This window comes from Brevibacterium sp. (assembly GCF_052105255.1).
GTDB lineage: Bacteria > Actinomycetota > Actinomycetes > Actinomycetales > Brevibacteriaceae > Brevibacterium > Brevibacterium linens_B.
The window spans coordinates 1-19,336 of record NZ_JBQDYQ010000041.1 but is presented as its reverse complement, the minus strand read 5'-3'; the positions used below and the strand labels follow the sequence as shown (position 1 = coordinate 19,336).

The following is a 19,336-nucleotide window of genomic DNA, read 5'->3' as shown; positions in this document are numbered from 1 at the left end:
TGCTAGACCCTTGTGAAAACTTTCACTAATTGTTTGTCTCGCGGACTCGAACGCCCCAGATCAGGGCAGTTCCGTCTCCCGGTTTCAGCGTCGACGGCGGGCGAAGGAGACGACCGAAACGATCATGAGAACCAGGGCGATCAGGGCACCGGCGCCGAGGACGGCGAAGCCGAGAGTCGGTGTCGACTGTGTGGCGACGATGTCGGTCGGCGCGAGAGCCTTCGGGCTCTCGGTCTCATCCGGAGCGGCGGTTTCGGTCTCTTCGGCCTTCGCGTCCCCGCGACGATGCATCTTCACCCAATCCGCCAGTTCATCCTCGGCGGAGGAGACGTCCTTGGGCACTTTCGCTTTGACGGCGGCCTGCGGGTCGACGCGCCCCCACCCGACGATCGGGTCGGGCTTGCCCTTCTTGCTCACGCCCTTGTGACCGTCGACCGGTTTGGCGCTCGACTGCAGTTTGGCGCGGACCTCATCGGCGCTCAGGTCCGGGTTCTCGGAGCGGATGAGCGCTGCCACACCCGAGACGACGGGTGAGGCGAAGGAGCATCCCTGACCTTCGGCGTAGCCGCCGCTGTAGTACGGGATGGGAATGTCCTCGGCCGGCCCCATGAGGTCGACGGCGGTGCCGGGGGCGGTGGAGTCGTCGAGGACCTTTCCGTTCTGGTCGAGTCCGCCCACCCCGATGACACCGGGAACCGTCGACGGCGACCACGCTTGGGTCGCTCCCTGTGAGGCGTTGCCGACGCAGGCGACGACGAGCACGCCCTTCTCATAGGCGTAGGCGAAGGATTCGTCCCAGCTCTCCGGCCAACCCGGATCGTCCCAGCCCAAGGACATGTTGATGACCTTCGCACCGGAGTCGACGGCCCACCGGATGGCCTGATCGGCCTGCTCTCGAGTCGATCCGGACTCCTTCGGGCGGTCGGGGCCCAGCCACATCGACGCCGACAGGATCTCTGCGTCCGGGGCGACGCCGGTCGGTCCTGCACCGACTCCTCGGCCGGCGATGACTCCGGCCACGGCGGTGCCGTGGTGGATCGTGGTCTTCCCGCCGATCGGGGTCTTTCCGTCCTTGCCCAAGCCGCTGAAGTCCTTCGACTTCTTCACCACGTCTTTGAGGTCTTCGTGGTCGGTGTTGACGCCGGAGTCGATGACTGCGACTTTGACGCCCTTGCCCGTGGACTTCTTCCAGACCTTGTCGATCCCGTAGTCGTTGATGAACCACTGGCCGGGCCCGGCCTTCGGCGCGGCCATGACCGGCTGGGTGGTGCCGACGACGAGTCCGAGGACGACGGTCGTGACGGCGAGGAGTCGGGCGGCGGCTCTCACGAGCTCGTCAGCGCAAGATCGAGCGCGGTCCCGTCGAGGATGTCGGTTTCGGAGACCCGAATGTCCAGCGATCCCCCGGCGGCCGTCACTGCCTGGTCGAAGCGGTCGACGGTCCGGGCGAAGATCAGCGATCCGGCGCCGATGACATCGACGCGTCCGGGATGCATATACGGCAGCTCCGTGCGTGCCTGGCGGTCCATGGCCAGAAGTCTTCGGGATTCGTCTGTGACGTCGGCGACGCTGATATGTGCTCCGTGGATGCGCTCTCGCTGGTAGCTCTCGAGTCCGAGGATGCCTGCGGTGATCGTGGTGACGGTGCCGGCGACTCCGATAAAGGTGCGCGGCGCGGAGAAGTCGACTATCTGCGCGGCCTGGTCGAGCTGGCCGTCGATATCGGCAAGCGCTGCCTGGATCTGATCCTCGGAGGGAGTCTCGACTGCCATATGGCGCTCGGTCAGACGCACCGACCCGATGTCCATGCTCACTGCTGCTTGGACATCGTCGTGGCCGAGGACGAGTTCGGTCGATCCGCCGCCGAGGTCCATGACGACATACGGTCCGTCGGCATCCGTGAGCCCGGCAGTGGCGCCGAGGAAGGACAGTCGGGCCTCTTCCTCACCGGCGATGACGTCGGGGACGACGCCGAGGATCGAGAAGATCCCCGCGAAGAACTCGTCACGGTTCTTCACGTCGCGGCTGGCCGAGGTCGCAACGAATCTCAGCTTCTCCGGCTGGTAGTCGGCGGCCACCTCTGCGAATTCCTGCGCGACGGCGAAGGTGCGCTCGAGCGCCTCCGGAGCGAACTCGCCGGTGGCGTCGACGCCTTGGCCGAGGCGGACTATCCGGGTTTCGCGGCGCAGGTCTGTGAGGGTGCCGTCGGCGGCGACATCGGCGATGAGCAGACGCAGGGAGTTCGTCCCGCAGTCGAAGGCGGCAACACGCATGGCAGGTCCTAGTCGGTCGGTTCTGTGGTGGCAGCGGCGCCGGCGAGGGGCGGCACATCGGTCATGAACGATAGCGCGCGGTCGCCGATGGGATTGATGCCGAGTCCGGCGGACAGCGAGTGGCCGACGAGGGCGTGGAGGCATTTCACCCGGTTGGGCATTCCGCCGGCGGAGTAGTCCTTGATCTCTTCGACGTCCGCCAGGCCGGCAGCGGAGCCGATCTCAGAGCGGACGTCGAGGTAGGCCCGGTGCGCGGCGGCGTAGGCGGCGGAAAGTTCCTCGTCTTCACCGATCTCGGCGGTCCAGTCGGCCATGATTCCCGATGCTTCGAGGCGTGAACATTCGGCCACATAGGCGGGATGGGTGAGGTAGAAGGTCGTTGGGAACGGTGTGCCGTCTTCGAGGCGGGGTGCCGTGGCGACGACCAGCGGTTCACCGGCGGTGCTGCGAGCGGCGATGCCGACGACGCCTCGGGGAATGCGTCCGAGTTGGTCTTCGAGGACTGCGAAATCCGCCTCGGTGCACTCTGTGATCATCAGCTCTTCTCCACGGTGTTTCCGGTCTCCTGAATGGACTCCAGCAACTCAAGGTACCAGGCCTGCTTGCGAACCGGCCGAGCGGCGGTTTCGTCGTCCACAGCTTCTTGGTTCGTGACGATGACCGCGTTCTTGCCCTTCTCCACGTAGTACTGGTCTTCACGGGCTTTGCGCTTGATGTAGTCGGGATCCCTGAGATTCTCGTTCTTCTCCTCGAGGCTCTTGACCTCAGCTTTCGTCGTCTCGATCTCATCGTTGAGAGCGGCGATCTGCTGGGCCTGCTTGAGCGCGGAGTTCAGGGGCGAGAGGAAGGCGAGGAGGACGGCGGCGATGACGAGGAGGAAGATGCCCGTGCGCAGCGATAAGCGGCGGCTCCGCGCCTCGGCGTCCATGCCGGCATCAGCTTCGATGACCGGTTTCGGGCGTCGGCGAGGGGTGGCTTTGCCAGGAGCCGATTTCGGGGCACTTCGTCTGGGCTTGCTCGGGACCATGCTTCTTTCCTCTGCGACTGGGGATCGGGGAAGAGTGTCGCAACATCTCCAAGTGTGCCGTGTCCGCATTCCCTGCGCGAGGATTTCGAGCTCGTGGCGTGTTCGATTCTCACGTATCTTCCATCACGTTGCAGCGTACTCGCTCAGCCTCTGCATCCGGAGCCTCCCCGCACGTTGACCGCCAACTTCTCCCGGCGGCGGCTTTACCTGCACCTGCCAACGCACCACTCGCCGTTCACGGCAAACCCCCCTCGTTCCTGCAGTGGGTTATGCGGCTGACGGTGATGCATGCCCGCAATCTCCCGCCCTCGGACCTCCGGTGCCTGCCGGTCGCCTACCCCGTCACACACCAGATCGAGGTCGTCCGTCCCGGCGTCAACCGTCGCTTCAAGAGCATCCATGTCCGCGGCAATCAGATTCCCCAGGCTCATCGCGCCACGATCGGGGGTGCCGAGCTCACCGCGCTCGAACGCACACTCATCGACGTTGCCCGCAGCTACAACCTCGACGTCTCCGTGCCCATGATCGATGATGCCCTGCACCGAGAGCTGACGACCAGAGAGACGATCCTCACGACCCTCGCCCACTGTCTGGAGAAGCGCAACGGCTCGAAAGTGCGGTTGGCCATCGGTTTGGCTGATGCCCGGCGCGAATCGCCCGCCGAGGCGGTCGCGGCGGTGCGATTCAACGAACACGGAATCACGGGCTTGGAACCGCAGGTCACGATCCGCGCCGACAGCTTGAACCGGGATATCCGCGTCGACTTCTGTCACCGCCGGGCGCGTCTCGTCATCGAGATCGACGGCATCGGCAAGCTCTATCTGGGCTCAGGTGTCCCTCGCCAAGAGCTCGAAGCAGAACGCCGCCGCCTGAATCGATGTCGCATCCCGCACCGCTGCTGACAGAGCATACACGTGCTTGACCACGCCTCACCCGGAATGACTCGTCAGAGTGGTGCACCGGTGCCGATTGCGAGGAACGCGAGGGCAACTCGCCGATGGGCAGGCGTGGGAGACCATGAGGTGAGGAGGCCGACGTGAATAGCGCCGAGGCGGGGCCGGGCGATCGATGTGATCGTCCAGCCCCGCCTCGGGGAGTTCAGAGCCCTGCTGACCTCAGGCTTCGAAGCGCGGGAAGGCGCTGCGGCCCGCGTAGCGTGCGGCATCGCCGAGCTGCTCTTCGATGCGCAGCAGCTGGTTGTACTTCGCGACGCGCTCCGATCGTGCCGGGGCGCCGGCCTTGATCTGACCGGCGTTGGTCGCCACGGCCAGGTCGGCGATGGTCGTGTCCTCGGTTTCGCCGGAACGGTGCGAGATCATCGTGGTGTAGCCGTTCGTCTGCGCCAGCGACACAGCGTCGAGGGTCTCGGTCAGGGTGCCGATCTGGTTGACCTTGACCAGCAGCGAGTTCGCCGTGGCGTTGTCGATACCGCGCTGCAGACGCTCGGGGTTGGTCACGAACAGGTCGTCGCCGACGAGCTGCACCTTCGAGCCGATCGTCTCGGTCAGAGTCGCCCAGCCGTCCCAGTCGTTCTCATCGAGGGGGTCCTCGATCGACACGAGCGGGTACTTCGCCAGCAGCTCTTCGTAGTAGGTGGCCATCTCCTCGGCGGTCTTCTTGCTGCCTTCGAACTCGTAGGCTCCGTCGGTGTAGAACTCTGAGGACGCCACGTCGAGGGCGACGGCGATATCGCGCCCGGGACGGTGCCCGGCGATGTCGATGGCCTCGATGATCAGGTCGAGTGCAGCGGCGTTCGAGTCGAGGTTCGGAGCGAATCCGCCCTCGTCGCCGAGTCCGGTCGAGAGTCCGCGTTCCTTGAGCACGCCCTTGAGCGCGTGGTAGACCTCGACGCTCCACTGGAGTGATTCGTGGAAGCTGGCGGCGCCGATCGGGGCGATCATGAATTCCTGGATGTCGACGTTCGAGTCGGCGTGGGATCCGCCGTTGAGGATGTTCATCATCGGCACGGGCATGACGTGCGCATTCGGTCCGCCGAGGTAGCGGTAGAGGGGCAGATCGGCCGAGACCGCTGCCGCGCGGGCCACGGCCAGCGAAGTGCCGAGCATCGCGTTCGCGCCGATGCGGGACTTGTTGTCGGTGCCGTCGAGTTCGATGAGCGCCTGGTCGACGAGACGCTGATCGTCGCTTTCGAGTCCGACGACGACTTCGTGGATTTCGTCGACGACGGCGTCGACGGCCTGGGTGACGCCCTTGCCCAGGTAGCGCTCGGGATCACCGTCGCGCAGCTCCACGGCTTCGAACTCACCGGTGGAGGCACCGGAGGGAACTCCGGCGCGACCGACGGACTCATCGGCCAACAGCACTTCCACCTCGACGGTGGGATTTCCCCGGGAATCCAGGATTTCACGGGCGTTTGCGGCAACGATCTCGGCCACTGAGTACTCCTTAGCGTTTGGTTTCACATGGGGAACATGTGCCTGCAGGACAGCTTAATGCACCGCGCGTCCAGGCTCACCCTCGGTCCGAGCCCCGGTTGGACTCGGATTCGAGCAGGCATTCGCGCAGTCGTCCGGGTGTGGCCGGGTCCATCCCGTGCGCAAGCAGGTAGGCCTCCACTCCCCCTGGCTGTCCCCCATCCTTCGCCGAGGCGGCCCCGTGCTCGGCCTCGATCCGATCGAGGACCTCGTGCATGAGGTCGGGAGGAGCAGCGGTGGCGGTCTGGGCGAGGTTGCCGGAGATCCCGGCATCGGAGAAGTTCCGGGTGATCGCCTCGAGGAAGCCCCCGGACAGGTGTGTGGAGGTGATCGCATATTCGGCGACGATCTCCTGTCGGCCCACGCCGAGGAGGTCGAGCAGGAACGCTCCGATCACACCGGTGCGGTCCTTCCCGGCAGAGCAGTGGAACACCACGCCCTCGCTGCAGTGTTCGGCGATCAGGTCGACGGCGGCGGCCAGCCGGTGGCCGAAGTGGACGATCATGAGGTCGTAGATGCGGCCGAGGCTCCGGTCGCGCAGATCCATTCCTGTCGCCTCGGCGGCGGCTTTCATCTCTTCCCTGCTCAATGGTCGGCTGGGGAAGAAGTGGTCGTTGAAGACGGGCAGCTCGATATGTCGGATGTCGAGGCCGTCGAGCGCATCGGGCAGCTTCGCCCGCTCGCCGATATCGCGCAGATCGATGACGGTGCCGATGCCGAGTTTGCCGATATCGGCGCGCGCCCGATCGCTCAGCTGCGCCAGACCGTCGGCGCGGAACACCTTCCCGGTTCGCACTCGGCTCTCCCCCGCCTCGGTGGCGGGTCCGCCGAGGTCACGGAAGTTGAACGTGCCTTCGATCTCGAGCCTCTCCAGACTCATCGAGTTCTGTCCTCTCCCGCCACTGCGGCCTTCTCTTCGGCTTTGATCCGGCGGTATTCGCGTTCGACGTCTTCCAACGAGGCCATCTCGTCCGTGGGATCGTCGGTGAAGGCCAGGGGGTGACGACGGATGAGTTTGGCCTCGAGACCATCGATGATGGTGCCGAGGCTGTGGCCGTAGGCTTCCCCGTTGCTTTCATCGAGCAGGGCGGAGTGGAAGAGCACTTGGTAGAACACGTCGCCGAGTTCTTCGACGACGGCGGCCCGATTCTCAGCGGTGGGTTCCGCACTGAAATCCTCGAGGGCGACGATGAGTTCGTCGGTCTCTTCCCTTGCGTATTTCTCGAGGCTCTGATGATCCTGTCGGCTCGACCAGGGGCAGCGTCGCCGCAGAGTCGCCATGGCTTCGATCACCGGTTGCAGTTCCGGTTCTGCCTGGCCCGCTCCCGGTCCGACCGCACTCTGGTCGACCGGGCTCTGCTCGTCGCGTTCACCCACGAAATATCCTCCTGTCGGCACGAAAGGCCCCCACCACAGCAGCGGTGAGGGCCGATTCGTCTGTCACTTCGAAAATTTGTCCTTGACCGATGCACCGAGGTCCTTGACCGACTCGCCGACACCCTTGGCCTTGGCCTTGAGCTGGTCGGTGGCCCCTTCGGCCTTGAGCTCGTCGTCACCGGTCACATCGCCGATGGTCTCCTTGGCCCGACCGCCGAGGTCTTCGGTCTTGTTCTCGAACTTGTCGTCAACCCCCATGGGGATACTCCTTAGTAGACAGCTGCGTGAGTAGGACTTGCTGCGGATGCCTCCGCGCTTCGCACTCTACGTCACAGTCTCGGCTCGTGGGCCGGTCGGCGAAGAACAGTCGGAGGGTTCTCAACCGTTCTTCGCGACATCGGCGTCCTTGACCTCGGTGGCTTCGGACGCGACAACAGGCAGGATGGCGTCGAGGAACTGATGTGCCCACCGCAGGATGTCCGAATCGGCCATCTCCTTGGAGTCGAATCCGGTGCCCGCCATCGGTTTCGGGACGAGGACCGAGCGCAGTGCCGGTTTGAGCAGAGACTTCGGATACAGACGCTTGAGCCTGACCACCTGGGAGTCGGAGAGTTCGACGGGTCCGAAGCGGATGAAGTTGCCCTGCATGACGATGTCGTTGACCCCGGAGGCTCGGGCGCGGATGCGCAGCCTGGCCACATCGGCGAGAACACCGACCGGTTCCGGATAGGGGCCGTAGCGGTCGGTGAGTTCGTCGAGGACCTCCTGCAGCTGTGCTTCGTCGGTCGCTGCGGCCAGCTTTCGGTAGGCCTCGAGTCGCAGTCGTTCGTGATCGACGTAGTCGGCCGGCAGGTGGGCGTCGACGGGCAGTTCGATGCGCATGTCGGCCTCGGGTTCGGTCTCCTCACCGCGGAACTTCGCCACGGCCTCGCCGACGAGCCGAACGTAGAGGTCGAAGCCCACACCTTCGATATGGCCCGACTGCTGACCGCCGAGCAGGTTGCCGGCTCCGCGGATCTCGAGGTCCTTCATCGCCACCTGCATTCCGGCTCCCAGTTCGGTGTGCGCGGCCAGGGTCGTCAGACGGTCGTGTGCGGTCTCGGTCAGCTGCGTGTCCGGCGGGTAGAGGAAGTAGGCGTAGGCGCGTTCGCGTCCACGGCCCACACGTCCGCGCAGCTGATGGAGCTGAGAGAGTCCGTAGCGGTCCGCATTGTCGATGATCAGCGTGTTCGCGTTGGCGATGTCGATTCCTGTTTCGACGATCGTCGTGCACACGAGCACGTCGTACTTCTTCTCCCAGAAGTCGACGATGACCTGTTCGAGTCGCGTCTCGTTCATCTTGCCGTGGGCGATGGCGATTCGCGCCTCGGGCACCATTTCGGCGATGTGCCCGGCAACGGCTTCGATATCGCGGACCCTGTTGTGGATGTAGAAGACCTGGCCTTCGCGCATGAGTTCGCGGCGGATCGCTGCCTTGATCTGCTTGTCTTCGCGTTTGCCCACATAGGTCAGCACCGGGTGCCGCTCTTCCGGCGGTGTGGCCAGGGTCGACATCTCGCGGATGCCGGTCACGGCCATTTCCAGGGTGCGCGGGATCGGGGTCGCCGACATGGCGAGGACGTCGACGTTCGTCCGCAGCGCCTTGAGCGTCTCCTTGTGTTCGACGCCGAAGCGCTGCTCCTCGTCGATGATGACGAGCCCAAGTTCCTTGAACCGCACTTCGCCGCTGAGCAGCCGGTGGGTGCCGATGACGAGGTCGAGTCTGCCGTCTGCCAGGTCCTCCTTGACCTTCTCCGATTCCTGTTTGGTCTGGAACCGGGAGAGAGCGCCGATGGTCACGGGGAATCCCGAGTAGCGTTCGGCGAAGGTCTCGTAGTGCTGTTGGACGAGCAGCGTCGTCGGCACAAGCACGGCGACCTGTTTGCCCTCCTGGATCGCCTTGAACGCGGCACGGACCGCGATCTCCGTCTTCCCGTAGCCCACATCGCCGCAGATCAGACGGTCCATCGGCACGGTCTTCTCCATGTCCGACTTGACCTCGTCGATGGTGGTCAGCTGGTCGGCCGTCTCCACATAGTGGAAGGCGTCCTCGAGTTCGCGCTGCCAGGGGGTGTCGGGCCCGAATGCGTGGCCGACGGTGGCCTGGCGGGCGGAATACAGGCGGATGAGTTCCCCTGCGATCTCCTTGACTGCCTTGCGGGCCTTCGCCTTCGTCGTCTGCCAGTCGGCGCCGCCCATCTTGTTGAGATTCGGGCTCTCCCCGCCGACATAGCGGGTGACCTGGTCGAGCGCATCGCTGGGAACGTAGAGGCGGTCGCCGGGCTGTCCGCGTTTGGCGGGCGCGTACTCGATGATGAGGTATTCGCGGGTGTGCTTGTTCGCACCCTTGCCCGCGGTTCGCTGCGTCATTTCGACGAATCGTCCGACGCCGTGCTGGTCGTGGACGACGTAGTCGCCGGGGGCCAGGTTGAGCGGGTCGACCTGGTTGCGTCGACGGCGGGTGGGCAGCTTGCGCATATCCCGCGTCGAGGTGGCCGCCGCCCGACCGAGCACATCCGCCTCAGTGAGCACGGCGAGTTTGAGATCGTCGAAGACGAAGCCGCCGAAGGACGCGGCCGTCGTCACGGTCACCAGGGCTTCGGGCAGATCGGTCGGGTCGTCGACGAATGAGGCGGGCACTCCGGCTTCGGAGAACACCTCGACCATGCGTCGACCCGGGCCCTGGCCTTCGGTGAGCACGAGGATGCGCCACTTGTCGTGGATGAGTCCCTTGACGTCGGCGAGGATCGCCTCGACGTCTCCGGCATAGCCCTTCGGAATGCGGGCAGGGACGGAGAAGATGTTCTCCTCGGGACCGGCGAGCTCCTCGTCGGTGGCGAATCCGCCGATCTCCCACCAGGCCAGGCCGATGAGGCGAGCGCCTTCGGCCATCTCGGCCACGGTGCGGAAGCTGGCGGCAGACAGGTCGATCGGGGTCTGACCCCCACCGGCGGCTCCGGTCCAGGCGGCTTCGAGGAATTCGTTCGTCGTCTCCACGAGGTCCGCGGCGCGGGCGTCGACGCGTTCGGGTTCGGTGATGATGATCTTCGATCCGGCCGGCAGCAGGGCGATCATCGGCTCCATTCCGTCGGCGAGGACGGCGGAAAGCGATTCCATCCCTTCGACGGCGACTCCGCCGGCGATCTTGTCGAGCATATCGGCGGCGCTGGGCACCTCCTCGGCGAGTTCTGCGGCCCGCTTCCGCACCGAATCGGTCAGGAGCAGCTCCCGGCACGGCGGTGCCGACAGGCGCAGGGGTTCGTCACCGTCGTCGGTGGGGATGGAGCGTTGGTCGCTGACGGAGAATTCGCGGATCTCGTCGACCTCATCGCCGAAGAACTCCACACGCAGCGCTCGATCCGAAGTGGCCGGGAAGATATCGACGATTCCGCCGCGCACGGCGAATTCGCCGCGTCTGGAGACCATATCGACACGGGAGTAGGCGAGTTCGGTGAGTCGTTCGGCGAGGTCATCGATCTCGTATTCGTCGCCGACGGCGAGCTCGACCGGCTCGATGTCGCCGAGCCCCTTGGCCAGGGGCTGGAGGAAGGCGCGCACGGGCGCGATGATGAAGGTCAGCTCCCGGCCGGGAGTGGGGTGGGCGAGGCGGCGCAGTACCTCGAGGCGCTGGCCGACGGTGTCCGACCGCGGCGACAGCTTCTCGTGCGGCAGGGTCTCCCAACTGGGGAAGATCGCGATCGACGCCGACGGCACCCAGTCGGCCAGCGCCTGGGCGAGGTCTTCTGCCTCACGTGTCGTGGCGGTGACGATGAGCTGCGGCGCAGAGGCCCCGTCGGTGGTGACGGTGCGGCGCAGGATCGACGGCCACAGTCCCTTGATCGCATTGATCGTGCCACCGTCGGTGTTCGCGTCGTTGAAGGCCGCGACGAGTTCGGTGATGGTGGGATTCCGGCGGGTGAGATCGAGTCCGTTGAGCACCAGAACAGTCTAGGCCACGCGGCTGACACGACCCATTCGGTGCTCCGTTCCGATGGGCCCGAGGAGCGCGGAACTCGAAAACGTGTGAGGATGAGCATATGGCCATGAAGAGAACCGTCCTTGCAGGTTTGGCTGCGGCGACGCTCCTGCTCGCAGGGTGCACGGCCGATGCCGATGACGACGTCGCAGTCGCCGAACGGTGGGACTTCCACTCCCGCCCCGAACTCGCCCCGCCGAAGGTCGATATCGACTCCGGGGCTTTCCCCGACGACAACGGAGATCTGGAGACCTTCCTCGCTCCGAAGGGACAGACGCAGACCGACGACAAGTCCTGGGTGGGCGGACTCATCCTCGACTCTGCCGGCGACCCGGTGTGGATTCGCGACGACTCCGAAGCTCTGTGGGACCTGCGCGTCCAGGAATATCAGGGGAAGCCGGTGCTCACCTGGTGGGAGGGACTGGCCGAGACTCCGCACACCGCCGGTGAGGTCGTCATCCTCGACGACTCGTATCAGGAGATCGCCCGTGTGGGCATGGGCGGAGAGCTCCCCAAGGACACCTCAGACCTGCACGAGACGACGATCACCACCGATGACACCATGTTCCTCATCTCCTATGTGAAGACGCAGACGGATCTCAGCTCAGTCGGCGGAGACCAGGACGGCTGGGCCTGGGAGGGCATCGTCCAGGAGGTCGACATCGCAACCGGTGATCCCCTGTTCGAATGGCGCTCCCTCGACGCCGTGCCCATCGACCAGACCGAGACGGAGCTCAAGGAGGGAGAGGGCACGAAGGACGAGCCCTTCGACTACATCCACCTCAACTCTGTATCCGAGGACGACGACGGCCGGGCTCTCCTCGTCTCGGCGCGCAATACCCATGCGGTGTACCAGCTCGACCGGAAGAGTGCCGACCTCAATTGGGTCCTCGGCGGCAAGGCCTCGGACTTCGAGATGGGCGAGGGTGCACAGTTCGCCTGGCAGCACGATGCCCAGCGCCGGTCCGATGGAACGCTGACCCTGTTTGACAACCATGCCGCGCCTCGGCTCGGCGACACCCGCGGTCTGCGCCTCGACGTCGACGAGAAGAAGAAACGCGCCGAGGTGGTCACGGAGTATCCCGCCCCCGACGACCGTTCGTCGGGCAGTCAGGGCAACTTCCAGGAGCTGCCGGGCGGCAACGTCGTCCTCGGCTGGGGTTCGGAACCCTACGTCTCCGAATTCTCCAAGGACGGGAAGCTGCTCGCCGACCTCACCTTCACCGGCGGATCGAACTACCGAGCCTACCGCTTCGACTGGCATGCCCAGCCGGTTGCTCCCCCGACCGCCACGAAGTCGCGACCGCAGGCCGACATCACTCGGGTGCACATGAGCTGGAACGGTGCCACCGAGGTGGCTTCGTGGAGGGTGCTCAGCGGAGACGACGAGGAGCACCTGATCGAGAACACCGAGGTCGAGCGCACCGGCTTCGAAACGGCGGCGGACATCACCCCGAACGGCTCGACGATCGTCGTCGAAGCCCTCGACGCTGACGGCAAGTCCCTGGGGTCGACCAGGGCGGAGTCCCGGAACAGATAGTTCAGGGACTTGCCGGGTCGTGGATATTGCGAGTCGATAACGCGACTAACGGTACGATCACGATTGCCCCGGCGGCCCGGATGTTCGGGGTTCTCCAATCTTCATCACTCACAATTGGACCATGAGCTCCGAACACTCCCCTCGTTTCTCCGCCGAGGAATCCCGCCTCCTCTTCGGCCCCGACTCCGCCGACTCCGGAACTCCCCGCTCCGGTCGTTCCGCGAATCCGCCGGTCGCGCACCTGAACACCACCGTCGACCGGCCGCATCTGCTCTCCCGGTTCTCTCCGGTGCTGATCGTCCTGGCCGTCATGTGGGTCATCGAGATCGTCGATGCGATCCTCCCCGTCGACCTCGATGCCTTCAGTCTGCAGTCATGGAATCCGCTCTCGCTCTACGGCTTGATCACCTCGCCGCTGCTGCATTCGGGATTCGGCCATCTCCTGGCCAATACCTTCCCGTTCCTCGTCCTCGGCATCGTCATCGCCTTCGAAGGCAAGCGTCGTTTCTGGACGGTCACGGGCATCACCGCGCTGAGCTCCGGGCTCGGGGCGTGGCTGACCACGCTGCCCGGCCAGCACATCGTCGGTGCGTCCGGCATCGTCTTCGGATTCTTCGGCTACCTCGCGCTGCGCACTTGGTTCACCGATGACCTGCTGCGCAAGATCATCTACTTCACCATCGGCCTGTTCATCTTCGTCACCTACGGCGCATCGATGATCTTCGGCATGCTGCCGCAGACGAACGACATCTCCTGGCAGGGCCACCTGTTCGGATTCGCCGGCGGCATCTTCGCCGCATGGTGGCTGCACCGTCGCCCGGAGAAGCAGAAGACGGCCTGAGCCCCGGGCAGCGCCCGCTGCTAGGTCAGCACCCGGGGTGCGATCAGCGCGAGTGGAACTTCTGCTGCATGTCGGTGAGCCCGTGGACGATGAGCTCTTCGACGGCATCGGCGAGGTCGGAGACGAACATCGGCAGGGTCGTGCGCTCATCCTTCGAGAACGGGCGCAGCACATAGTCGGCGGTGTCCTGTCTCCCCGGAGGGCGTCCGACTCCCGCTCGCACCCGCAGATAGTCCTTCGTCCCGAGCACCGAGGTCATCGAACGCAGACCGTTGTGCCCGCCCTCTCCCCCGCCGAGCTTGGCTTTGATGGCATCGAAGGGGATGTCCACATCGTCATGGACGGCGATGATCCGGTCGGTGGCGATTCCGTAGAAGTCTGCCAACGCGCGCACCGGTCCGCCGGATTCGTTCATATATCCCGTCGAGGTGGCCAACACCACCCGCGGACCGGGCAGCCCCGGAACGCTGCCGCCAGACAGCCGCCCGGTGCCGACGTTCGCGCGCAGCTTCGTCCGCGTCAGCGTGGTTCCGATCCGGGAGGCGAGTTCGGCGATGACCATCTGTCCGATGTTGTGCCGTGTCGTTTCGTACTTGGGTCCGGGATTGCCCAGTCCGAAGACCAACCATGCTTCGTTCGACATTGCCGTCCTTGTCCGTCCTGTCCGTGCCCGCTGACCGGGTGCTGCTGCTTCTGCTCGCCGCAGGGCGAGACGCGTGCCGGGTTCGCTCTTGAGAAACGCATTCGGTGGGCCGCCCTACAGGCGGCCCACCGAACAGCGTAGTCAGTCAGTGCTCCTCACGGCACGTTGAGTGCCGGGAGGAGAGAAGATCATTCCTCTTCGGAAGCCTCTTCCTCACCGGACTCCTCAGCAGTCTCTTCCTCGGTCGACTCTTCAGCAGTCTCTTCCTCGGCGTCGGACTCGGTGTCCATCTCGATCTCTTCGGAGACGTTGACGATGAGCTGCTCTTCGTCGGCGATGAGCTCGACGCCTGCAGGCAGTTCGACCTGACCGGCCAGGACGTGCTCGCCGGCGGGACGGCCTTCGATGGAGACCTCGATGAGCTCGGGCAGCTTGGTCGCATCAGCCTTGACGGCGATGGTCGACTCTTCCTGCGAGACCATGGTGCCGGGGGCGGCTTCTCCGACGACGTGGATCGGCACGTCGACCTCGATCTTCTCGCCGCGCTTGACGATGATCAGGTCGAGGTGTTCGATATCGCGACGGACGGGTTCGATCTGGACGTCGCGCGCAATGGCGAGGACGTTCTTCGATCCGTCGGTGCTTTCGATCTCGAGCAGCGCATTGGCGTGCTTGAGAGCCAGCATGGTGGCGTGGCCCTCGAGGGACACGTGCACGGGGTCTCCGCCGTGGCCGTAGATGACAGCGGGAATGCGTCCCGCGCGGCGGATGCGGCGCGCTGCGCCCTTGCCGAACTCGTTGCGAGCTTCGGCCAGAAGTTTGAAGTCAGCCATTTTATCTCCTTCGTGGTGAACTTACCTTCGAGCACCACGGCGAAACAGCCTGAGCACCCACGCGAATCTCGAACCCGGTGGGTTCGTTTCGTGGGGCAGGACCGCGTCGATCACGGAGACGTCAGTCTCCCTCGCCGAGGCAACCCGACTATTCTACGGCACCGTCCGTTTCGGCACCAATCCGAGAGGTCACGGCTGCAGCACACGCATCGATTCCGGTTTCGGTGAGGAGGATGTCGTAGTGGTTCGTCCCCTGTACATCGACGATGTCCATCTGCGGCCATTGCCGAGCGAAGTCATCGATCGTCTCCGGCGGGTACAGTCCCGGTTCGGCGGCGACGAGGTCGCGCTCGGCGAAGAGGAAGACCACGTCGGACTGGGAGTCGTCACTGCCCATGACCGTCTCCAGAGCATCACGGTAGGCGGAACCGGTGTACATGTCGGCCGAATCGGCCTGCATCGCCTCCACCGACGTCGACGGTTGGAACGAATGGTCATCCTTGGCCGCCAGATCGTAGACGAAGCTCTCGGTCGCCACGGTGTCGAGGCCGTCGACGAAAGCGGGGTGAGCGGCGAAGAACGCCAAATACTCCTCCACACTGCCGAAGGTCATCGACAGCCGCTCGGCGGCCGGGCCGAGGACGGCGGCGATGAGATCATCGGTGTCGAGGTCCTCATCGTTGAGATCATCGACGGGGCCGTCTCCGTGGGGCCGTCCCACGGGCAGGGGAAGTCCCCCGTCGATGAGCACGGGTCCGCGGAAACGGCGGGCCGCCTCGGCGCCGGTCTCACGGTTCTGCCCGTCCGCCGCTCCGGCCAGGGTCATCGCGACGAACCCGCCCATGGAATGCCCGACCAGAGTGACCGGACCCTCAGGAGCGAAGGCATCGAGCACTGCGGTGACATCCTCGGCGTGGGCGGCCATCCCGAACGGGCCGGGCAGGGTGCGTGAGTCGGCTCGTCCGCGCAGGTCGGGCCCGATGATGCGGACGCCGGGCAGGGCGGAGACGAGGCCCGCGAAGAACAGATGGTTGGAGGTGATGCCGTGGATGACGCACACGGTGGGCACACGCCCGGGGCCGCTCGCCACCGGCTCCCACACTCCCACCGACAGCTGCCCGCCGGGGACGTCCACGCGGTACCGGTTGTAATCGTGTGAGGACATCGTCCCTGATCCCTTCGCCGAAGTCTTGCCTCCAGTGTAGGACCTCACAGCAGTCCAGACGATGCGAACCCCGAGCCGCATCGACTCGGGGTTCGCATCAGATCCGGCGCGATTGCGCGGATTCTTGGGACTCAGCCTTCGGGATCAGACCTCGAAGAGGCTCGTGACCGATCCGTCTTCGAAGACCTCGTGCACGGCACGAGCGATGAGCGGGGCGATCGAGAGCACGGTGAGCTTGTCGAAGATCTTGTCCTCGCTCAGCGGCAGAGTGTTCGTGACGATGACCTCTTCGGCCACGGAGTTCGACAGGCGTTCGACGGCCGGGCCGGAGAACACGGCGTGGGTGGACACGACGATGACGCCCTTGGCACCGGCTGCCATGCAGGCATCGGCGGCCTGGACGATGGTGCCGCCGGTGTCGATCATATCGTCGACGAGCACGCAGGTGCGCCCCTCGACCTCACCGACGACGCGGTTGGCCTTGGTCTCGTTCGGTCGGGTGATGTCACGGGTCTTATGGATGAAGGCCAGCGGCACTCCGCCCAGCGAGTTCGACCAGTTCTCGGCGACCTTGATGCGGCCGGCGTCCGGCGAGACCACGGCGAGCTCGCCCGGGTACTTGTCCTTGACGTAGCCGGCGAGGATCGGCATCGCGATGAGGTGGTCGACGGGGCCGTCGAAGTAGCCCTGGATCTGCGCGGTGTGCAGGTCGACGGTGATGATGCGGTCGGCGCCGGCGGTCTTGTACAGATCGGCAACGAGGCGGGCGGAGATCGGTTCGCGTCCGCGGTGCTTCTTGTCCTGCCTGGCGTAAGGGAAGAACGGGGCGATGACGGTGATGCGCTTTGCCGAAGCACGCTTGAGCGCATCGACCATGATCAGCTGCTCCATCAGCCATTCGTTGATGGGAGCGCAGTGGGACTGCAGGACGAAGACGTCGCTGCCGCGCACTGACTCGGAGTAGCGGACGTAGATCTCGCCGTTCGCGAAGTTGTAGATGTCGGTGGGGAGGAGTTCGGTCCCCAGATTCTCCGCGACTTGTTCGGCGAGTTCGGGATTCGCCCGACCGCTGACCAGGACGAGCTTCTTATCGCCCGCCGTCGTTATCTCATTCACTGATCCGTTCCCCTTCGGATGCGTTTTCGGCCGCCTGCGCTGCAGGCGTGCCGGGACGGTTTGTCTGGACCCAGCCCTCCAGGTTGCGCTGCGGGGCCACCGAGATGGCCAGCGCTCCTGCAGGGACATCCTTGCGCACCGTCGTGCTTGCACCCGAATAGGCGCCGTCGCCCACGGTGACAGGGGCGACATACATATTGTCCGAGCCCATGCGTGCATGCTTGCCGACGACGGTGCGGTGCTTGTTGACGCCGTCGTAGTTGACGAACACCGAGGCGGCTCCGATGTTCGAGCCCTCTCCGATCTCCGCATCGCCGACGTAGGAGAGATGGGGCACCTTCGCACCCTTGCCGATGTCGGCGTTCTTCGTCTCCACGAAGGTGCCGATCTTTCCGGACTCGCCGAGTTTGGTGCCCGGGCGCAGGTAGGCGAACGGTCCGACGTTGGCTTCCGGGCCGACGACGGCGAGCTCGCCGTGGGTGCGCACGACCTGTGCGTTCTCCCCCACTTCGGTGTCCTTGAGGGTGGTGTCGGGGCCGACGACGGCACCGGCTCCGATGTCGGTGGCGCCCAACAGCTGGGTGCCCGGCAGGATCGTCGCATCGGCGGCGATGGAGACATCGACGTCGATCCATGTGGTGTCGGGATCGATGATGGAGACTCCGGCGCGCATGAACTTCTCACACTGCCGGCGGTTGAGCTCTTTGCCGAGGTTCGCCAGCTGCACGCGGTCGTTAGCTCCCTCGACCTGCCACAGGTCGTCGGTGGCCGTGGCGGCGACGGGGCGGCCCGCCTCACGGGAATGTCCGATGACGTCGGTGAGGTACTTCTCACCCTGAGCGTTGTCGGTCGTCAGCGAAGCCAGGCCCTCCTTGAGCGCCGCGGCGTCGAAAGCGTAGATGCCGGAGTTGATCTCACGGATGGCCCGTTCGGTCTCGCCGGCGTCCTTCTGCTCGACGATGCGCAGCAGGGATCCGTTCGCGTCGCGGACGATGCGGCCGTACCCGGTCGGGTCGTCCACCTCGGCGGACAGGACGGTCACGGCGTTGGCGTTGGATTCGTGGATCTCGACGAGGCCGTTGATGGTCTCCGTCGTCAGCAGCGGCACATCGCCGTAGGTGACGACGACGGTTCCGCTGAGGTCCTCGGGCAGCTGGGTGAGCGCACATTCGGTGGCACGGCCCGTGCCAGGAACCTCATCCTGATCGGCGATGAGCAGGGTTGCCTGGGAGGACACGGGAAGGGAGTCGAGGTGGGCGACGAGCTGATCGCGCTCATGGCGGACGACGACGATGAGGTGTTCGGGAGAGGTTCCGGCCGCCGCGGCGACGGAGTGATGGAGCAGGGAGCGTCCGCCGATGGGATGCATCACCTTGGGAAGAGCCGACTTCATTCGAGTGCCTTGGCCCGCTGCCAGAACGATGACGGCGGTCGGATGAGTCTGCGACATAGTTGAATCCTTCGCATGTCGGGTTGGGCCAGCTCCGCCCATAGGATTCGAACCTATACTGCACGGCTCCAAAGGCCGGCGTGCTGCCATTACACCAGGGCGGAACAGCGTGCACCAGTAGAGGGGCCCGCGCTCACGAGACACCATCATGCCACTACGATTAACTGTATGGAAATTCTACGCGAGATTCTGCTGACCCTGCATCTGCTGGGTATGGCCATCATCATCGGCGGCTATTTCACCGTCATCCGCTCCCCCAAAGTGATGCCCGGAATGCTGCACGGCGCCTATCTGCAGCTGGTCACCGGCCTGCTGCTCATGGGGCTGGCCGAGATGGGCGATGGCGAGGTCAACCATATGAAGCTCGGCATCAAACTGGTCGTGGCGATCCTCGTCACTGTCTTCGCGTTCATCGGCAACAAGAAGCAGAAGGCCTTCGCCGCCTCTGCCCCTGCAGAGGGCGGTGCAGACGTGAAGGTGGCGAACCCGTCGGCGACCATGGCGCACCTGGTGGTGGCCTTCGCGGTGATCAACGTCATCGTGGCCGTCTTCATCCACTGACCCTTCCCAATTACTACCTGACGGCGGCCCAGCAACCGCGCGCGAGGTTGCTGGGCCGCC

The 19,336-nt window shown here is 65.1% G+C and carries 18 protein-coding genes and 1 tRNA gene; 4 read left to right on the top strand and 15 right to left on the bottom strand.

Annotated features, from left to right (window positions below):
- Positions 1-84: 84 nt before the first annotated feature.
- From ACTIIH_RS11540 to ACTIIH_RS11525, 4 genes are read right to left on the bottom strand one after another with little or no spacing between them, the layout of a single operon-like run.
- Complete coding sequence (locus tag ACTIIH_RS11540; protein ID WP_441451888.1) at positions 85-1,329, bottom strand: S8 family peptidase; 1,245 nt, start codon at positions 1,327-1,329, stop codon at positions 85-87.
- Positions 1,326-2,273 (bottom strand): Ppx/GppA phosphatase family protein, encoded by a 948-nt coding sequence (locus ACTIIH_RS11535; RefSeq protein ID WP_441451886.1) that lies wholly within the window; start codon positions 2,271-2,273, stop codon positions 1,326-1,328. Before ACTIIH_RS11535 ends, ACTIIH_RS11540 begins: the two co-directional genes overlap by 4 nt.
- Before the next feature lie 8 nt (positions 2,274-2,281).
- Positions 2,282-2,809, bottom strand: a complete 528-nt coding sequence (locus ACTIIH_RS11530) for a DUF501 domain-containing protein (RefSeq protein ID WP_441451885.1) — start codon at positions 2,807-2,809, stop codon at positions 2,282-2,284.
- Positions 2,809-3,300 carry a septum formation initiator family protein gene (locus tag ACTIIH_RS11525; RefSeq protein WP_441451883.1) on the bottom strand — a complete coding sequence of 164 codons (492 nt, stop codon included), beginning with the start codon at positions 3,298-3,300 and terminating at the stop codon, positions 2,809-2,811. Before ACTIIH_RS11525 ends, ACTIIH_RS11530 begins: the two co-directional genes overlap by 1 nt.
- Before the next feature lie 284 nt (positions 3,301-3,584).
- Here ACTIIH_RS11525 and ACTIIH_RS11520 point away from each other — a divergent pair, with 284 nt between their 5' ends.
- A complete protein-coding gene (locus tag ACTIIH_RS11520; protein WP_441451881.1) occupies positions 3,585-4,202 on the top strand; it encodes a hypothetical protein in 618 nt (205 codons plus the stop codon).
- A gap of 213 nt (positions 4,203-4,415) precedes the next feature.
- Here ACTIIH_RS11520 and eno read toward each other — a convergent pair whose 3' ends face one another.
- The 5 genes from eno to mfd all read right to left on the bottom strand — a co-directional run bounded on the left by eno (position 4,416) and on the right by mfd (position 11,090).
- A complete protein-coding gene (gene eno, locus ACTIIH_RS11515; protein ID WP_441451879.1) occupies positions 4,416-5,696 on the bottom strand; it encodes a phosphopyruvate hydratase in 1,281 nt (426 codons plus the stop codon).
- A 76-nt stretch (positions 5,697-5,772) separates the two neighbouring features.
- The gene (locus tag ACTIIH_RS11510) at positions 5,773-6,615 is read right to left on the bottom strand and encodes a tyrosine-protein phosphatase (protein ID WP_441451878.1); all 843 of its coding nucleotides are present in this window, start codon (positions 6,613-6,615) and stop codon (positions 5,773-5,775) included.
- A complete protein-coding gene (locus ACTIIH_RS11505) occupies positions 6,612-7,112 on the bottom strand; it encodes a MazG nucleotide pyrophosphohydrolase domain-containing protein (RefSeq protein ID WP_441451876.1) in 501 nt (166 codons plus the stop codon). The genes ACTIIH_RS11510 and ACTIIH_RS11505 overlap by 4 nt, the downstream gene beginning before the upstream one ends.
- A gap of 63 nt (positions 7,113-7,175) precedes the next feature.
- Positions 7,176-7,370, bottom strand: a complete 195-nt coding sequence (locus ACTIIH_RS11500; RefSeq protein WP_441451875.1) for a CsbD family protein — start codon at positions 7,368-7,370, stop codon at positions 7,176-7,178.
- 120 nt (positions 7,371-7,490) lie between these two features.
- Positions 7,491-11,090 (bottom strand): transcription-repair coupling factor, encoded by a 3,600-nt coding sequence (gene mfd / locus ACTIIH_RS11495; protein WP_441451873.1) that lies wholly within the window; start codon positions 11,088-11,090, stop codon positions 7,491-7,493.
- Positions 11,091-11,194: 104 nt separating this feature from the next.
- Between mfd and ACTIIH_RS11490 the strand changes: the two genes are divergently transcribed.
- Together ACTIIH_RS11490 and ACTIIH_RS11485 are read left to right on the top strand one after the other, a co-directional pair.
- Complete coding sequence (locus ACTIIH_RS11490) at positions 11,195-12,667, top strand: arylsulfotransferase family protein (RefSeq protein ID WP_441451872.1); 1,473 nt, start codon at positions 11,195-11,197, stop codon at positions 12,665-12,667.
- 121 nt (positions 12,668-12,788) lie between these two features.
- Positions 12,789-13,508: a rhomboid family intramembrane serine protease gene (locus ACTIIH_RS11485; protein ID WP_441451870.1), complete on the top strand. Its 720-nt coding sequence runs from the start codon at positions 12,789-12,791 to the stop codon at positions 13,506-13,508.
- A 43-nt stretch (positions 13,509-13,551) separates the two neighbouring features.
- Here the strand turns inward: ACTIIH_RS11485 and pth are convergent, their stop codons facing one another.
- From pth to ACTIIH_RS11455, 6 genes are all read right to left on the bottom strand, one after another.
- Positions 13,552-14,151 (bottom strand): aminoacyl-tRNA hydrolase, encoded by a 600-nt coding sequence (gene pth / locus ACTIIH_RS11480; RefSeq protein WP_441091006.1) that lies wholly within the window; start codon positions 14,149-14,151, stop codon positions 13,552-13,554.
- 188 nt (positions 14,152-14,339) lie between these two features.
- The gene (locus tag ACTIIH_RS11475) at positions 14,340-14,984 is read right to left on the bottom strand and encodes a 50S ribosomal protein L25/general stress protein Ctc (protein ID WP_441451868.1); all 645 of its coding nucleotides are present in this window, start codon (positions 14,982-14,984) and stop codon (positions 14,340-14,342) included.
- Between the two features lie 148 nt (positions 14,985-15,132).
- The gene (locus tag ACTIIH_RS11470; protein WP_441451866.1) at positions 15,133-16,149 is read right to left on the bottom strand and encodes an alpha/beta fold hydrolase; all 1,017 of its coding nucleotides are present in this window, start codon (positions 16,147-16,149) and stop codon (positions 15,133-15,135) included.
- Between the two features lie 144 nt (positions 16,150-16,293).
- Entirely contained in the window at positions 16,294-17,265 is a 972-nt protein-coding gene (locus ACTIIH_RS11465) for a ribose-phosphate diphosphokinase (RefSeq protein WP_092015486.1), read from the bottom strand.
- Complete coding sequence (glmU, locus tag ACTIIH_RS11460) at positions 17,258-18,715, bottom strand: bifunctional UDP-N-acetylglucosamine diphosphorylase/glucosamine-1-phosphate N-acetyltransferase GlmU (RefSeq protein ID WP_441451865.1); 1,458 nt, start codon at positions 18,713-18,715, stop codon at positions 17,258-17,260. The genes ACTIIH_RS11465 and glmU overlap by 8 nt, the downstream gene beginning before the upstream one ends.
- 32 nt (positions 18,716-18,747) lie before the next feature.
- Positions 18,748-18,819 (bottom strand) — tRNA-Gln (locus ACTIIH_RS11455).
- Positions 18,820-18,883: 64 nt separating this feature from the next.
- On the opposite strand from ACTIIH_RS11455, the gene ACTIIH_RS11450 reads away from it, so the two are divergent.
- Positions 18,884-19,276, top strand: coding sequence for a hypothetical protein (locus ACTIIH_RS11450; RefSeq protein WP_441451863.1), 393 nt, complete (start codon positions 18,884-18,886; stop codon positions 19,274-19,276).
- The last annotated feature ends 60 nt before the right edge of the window (positions 19,277-19,336 follow it).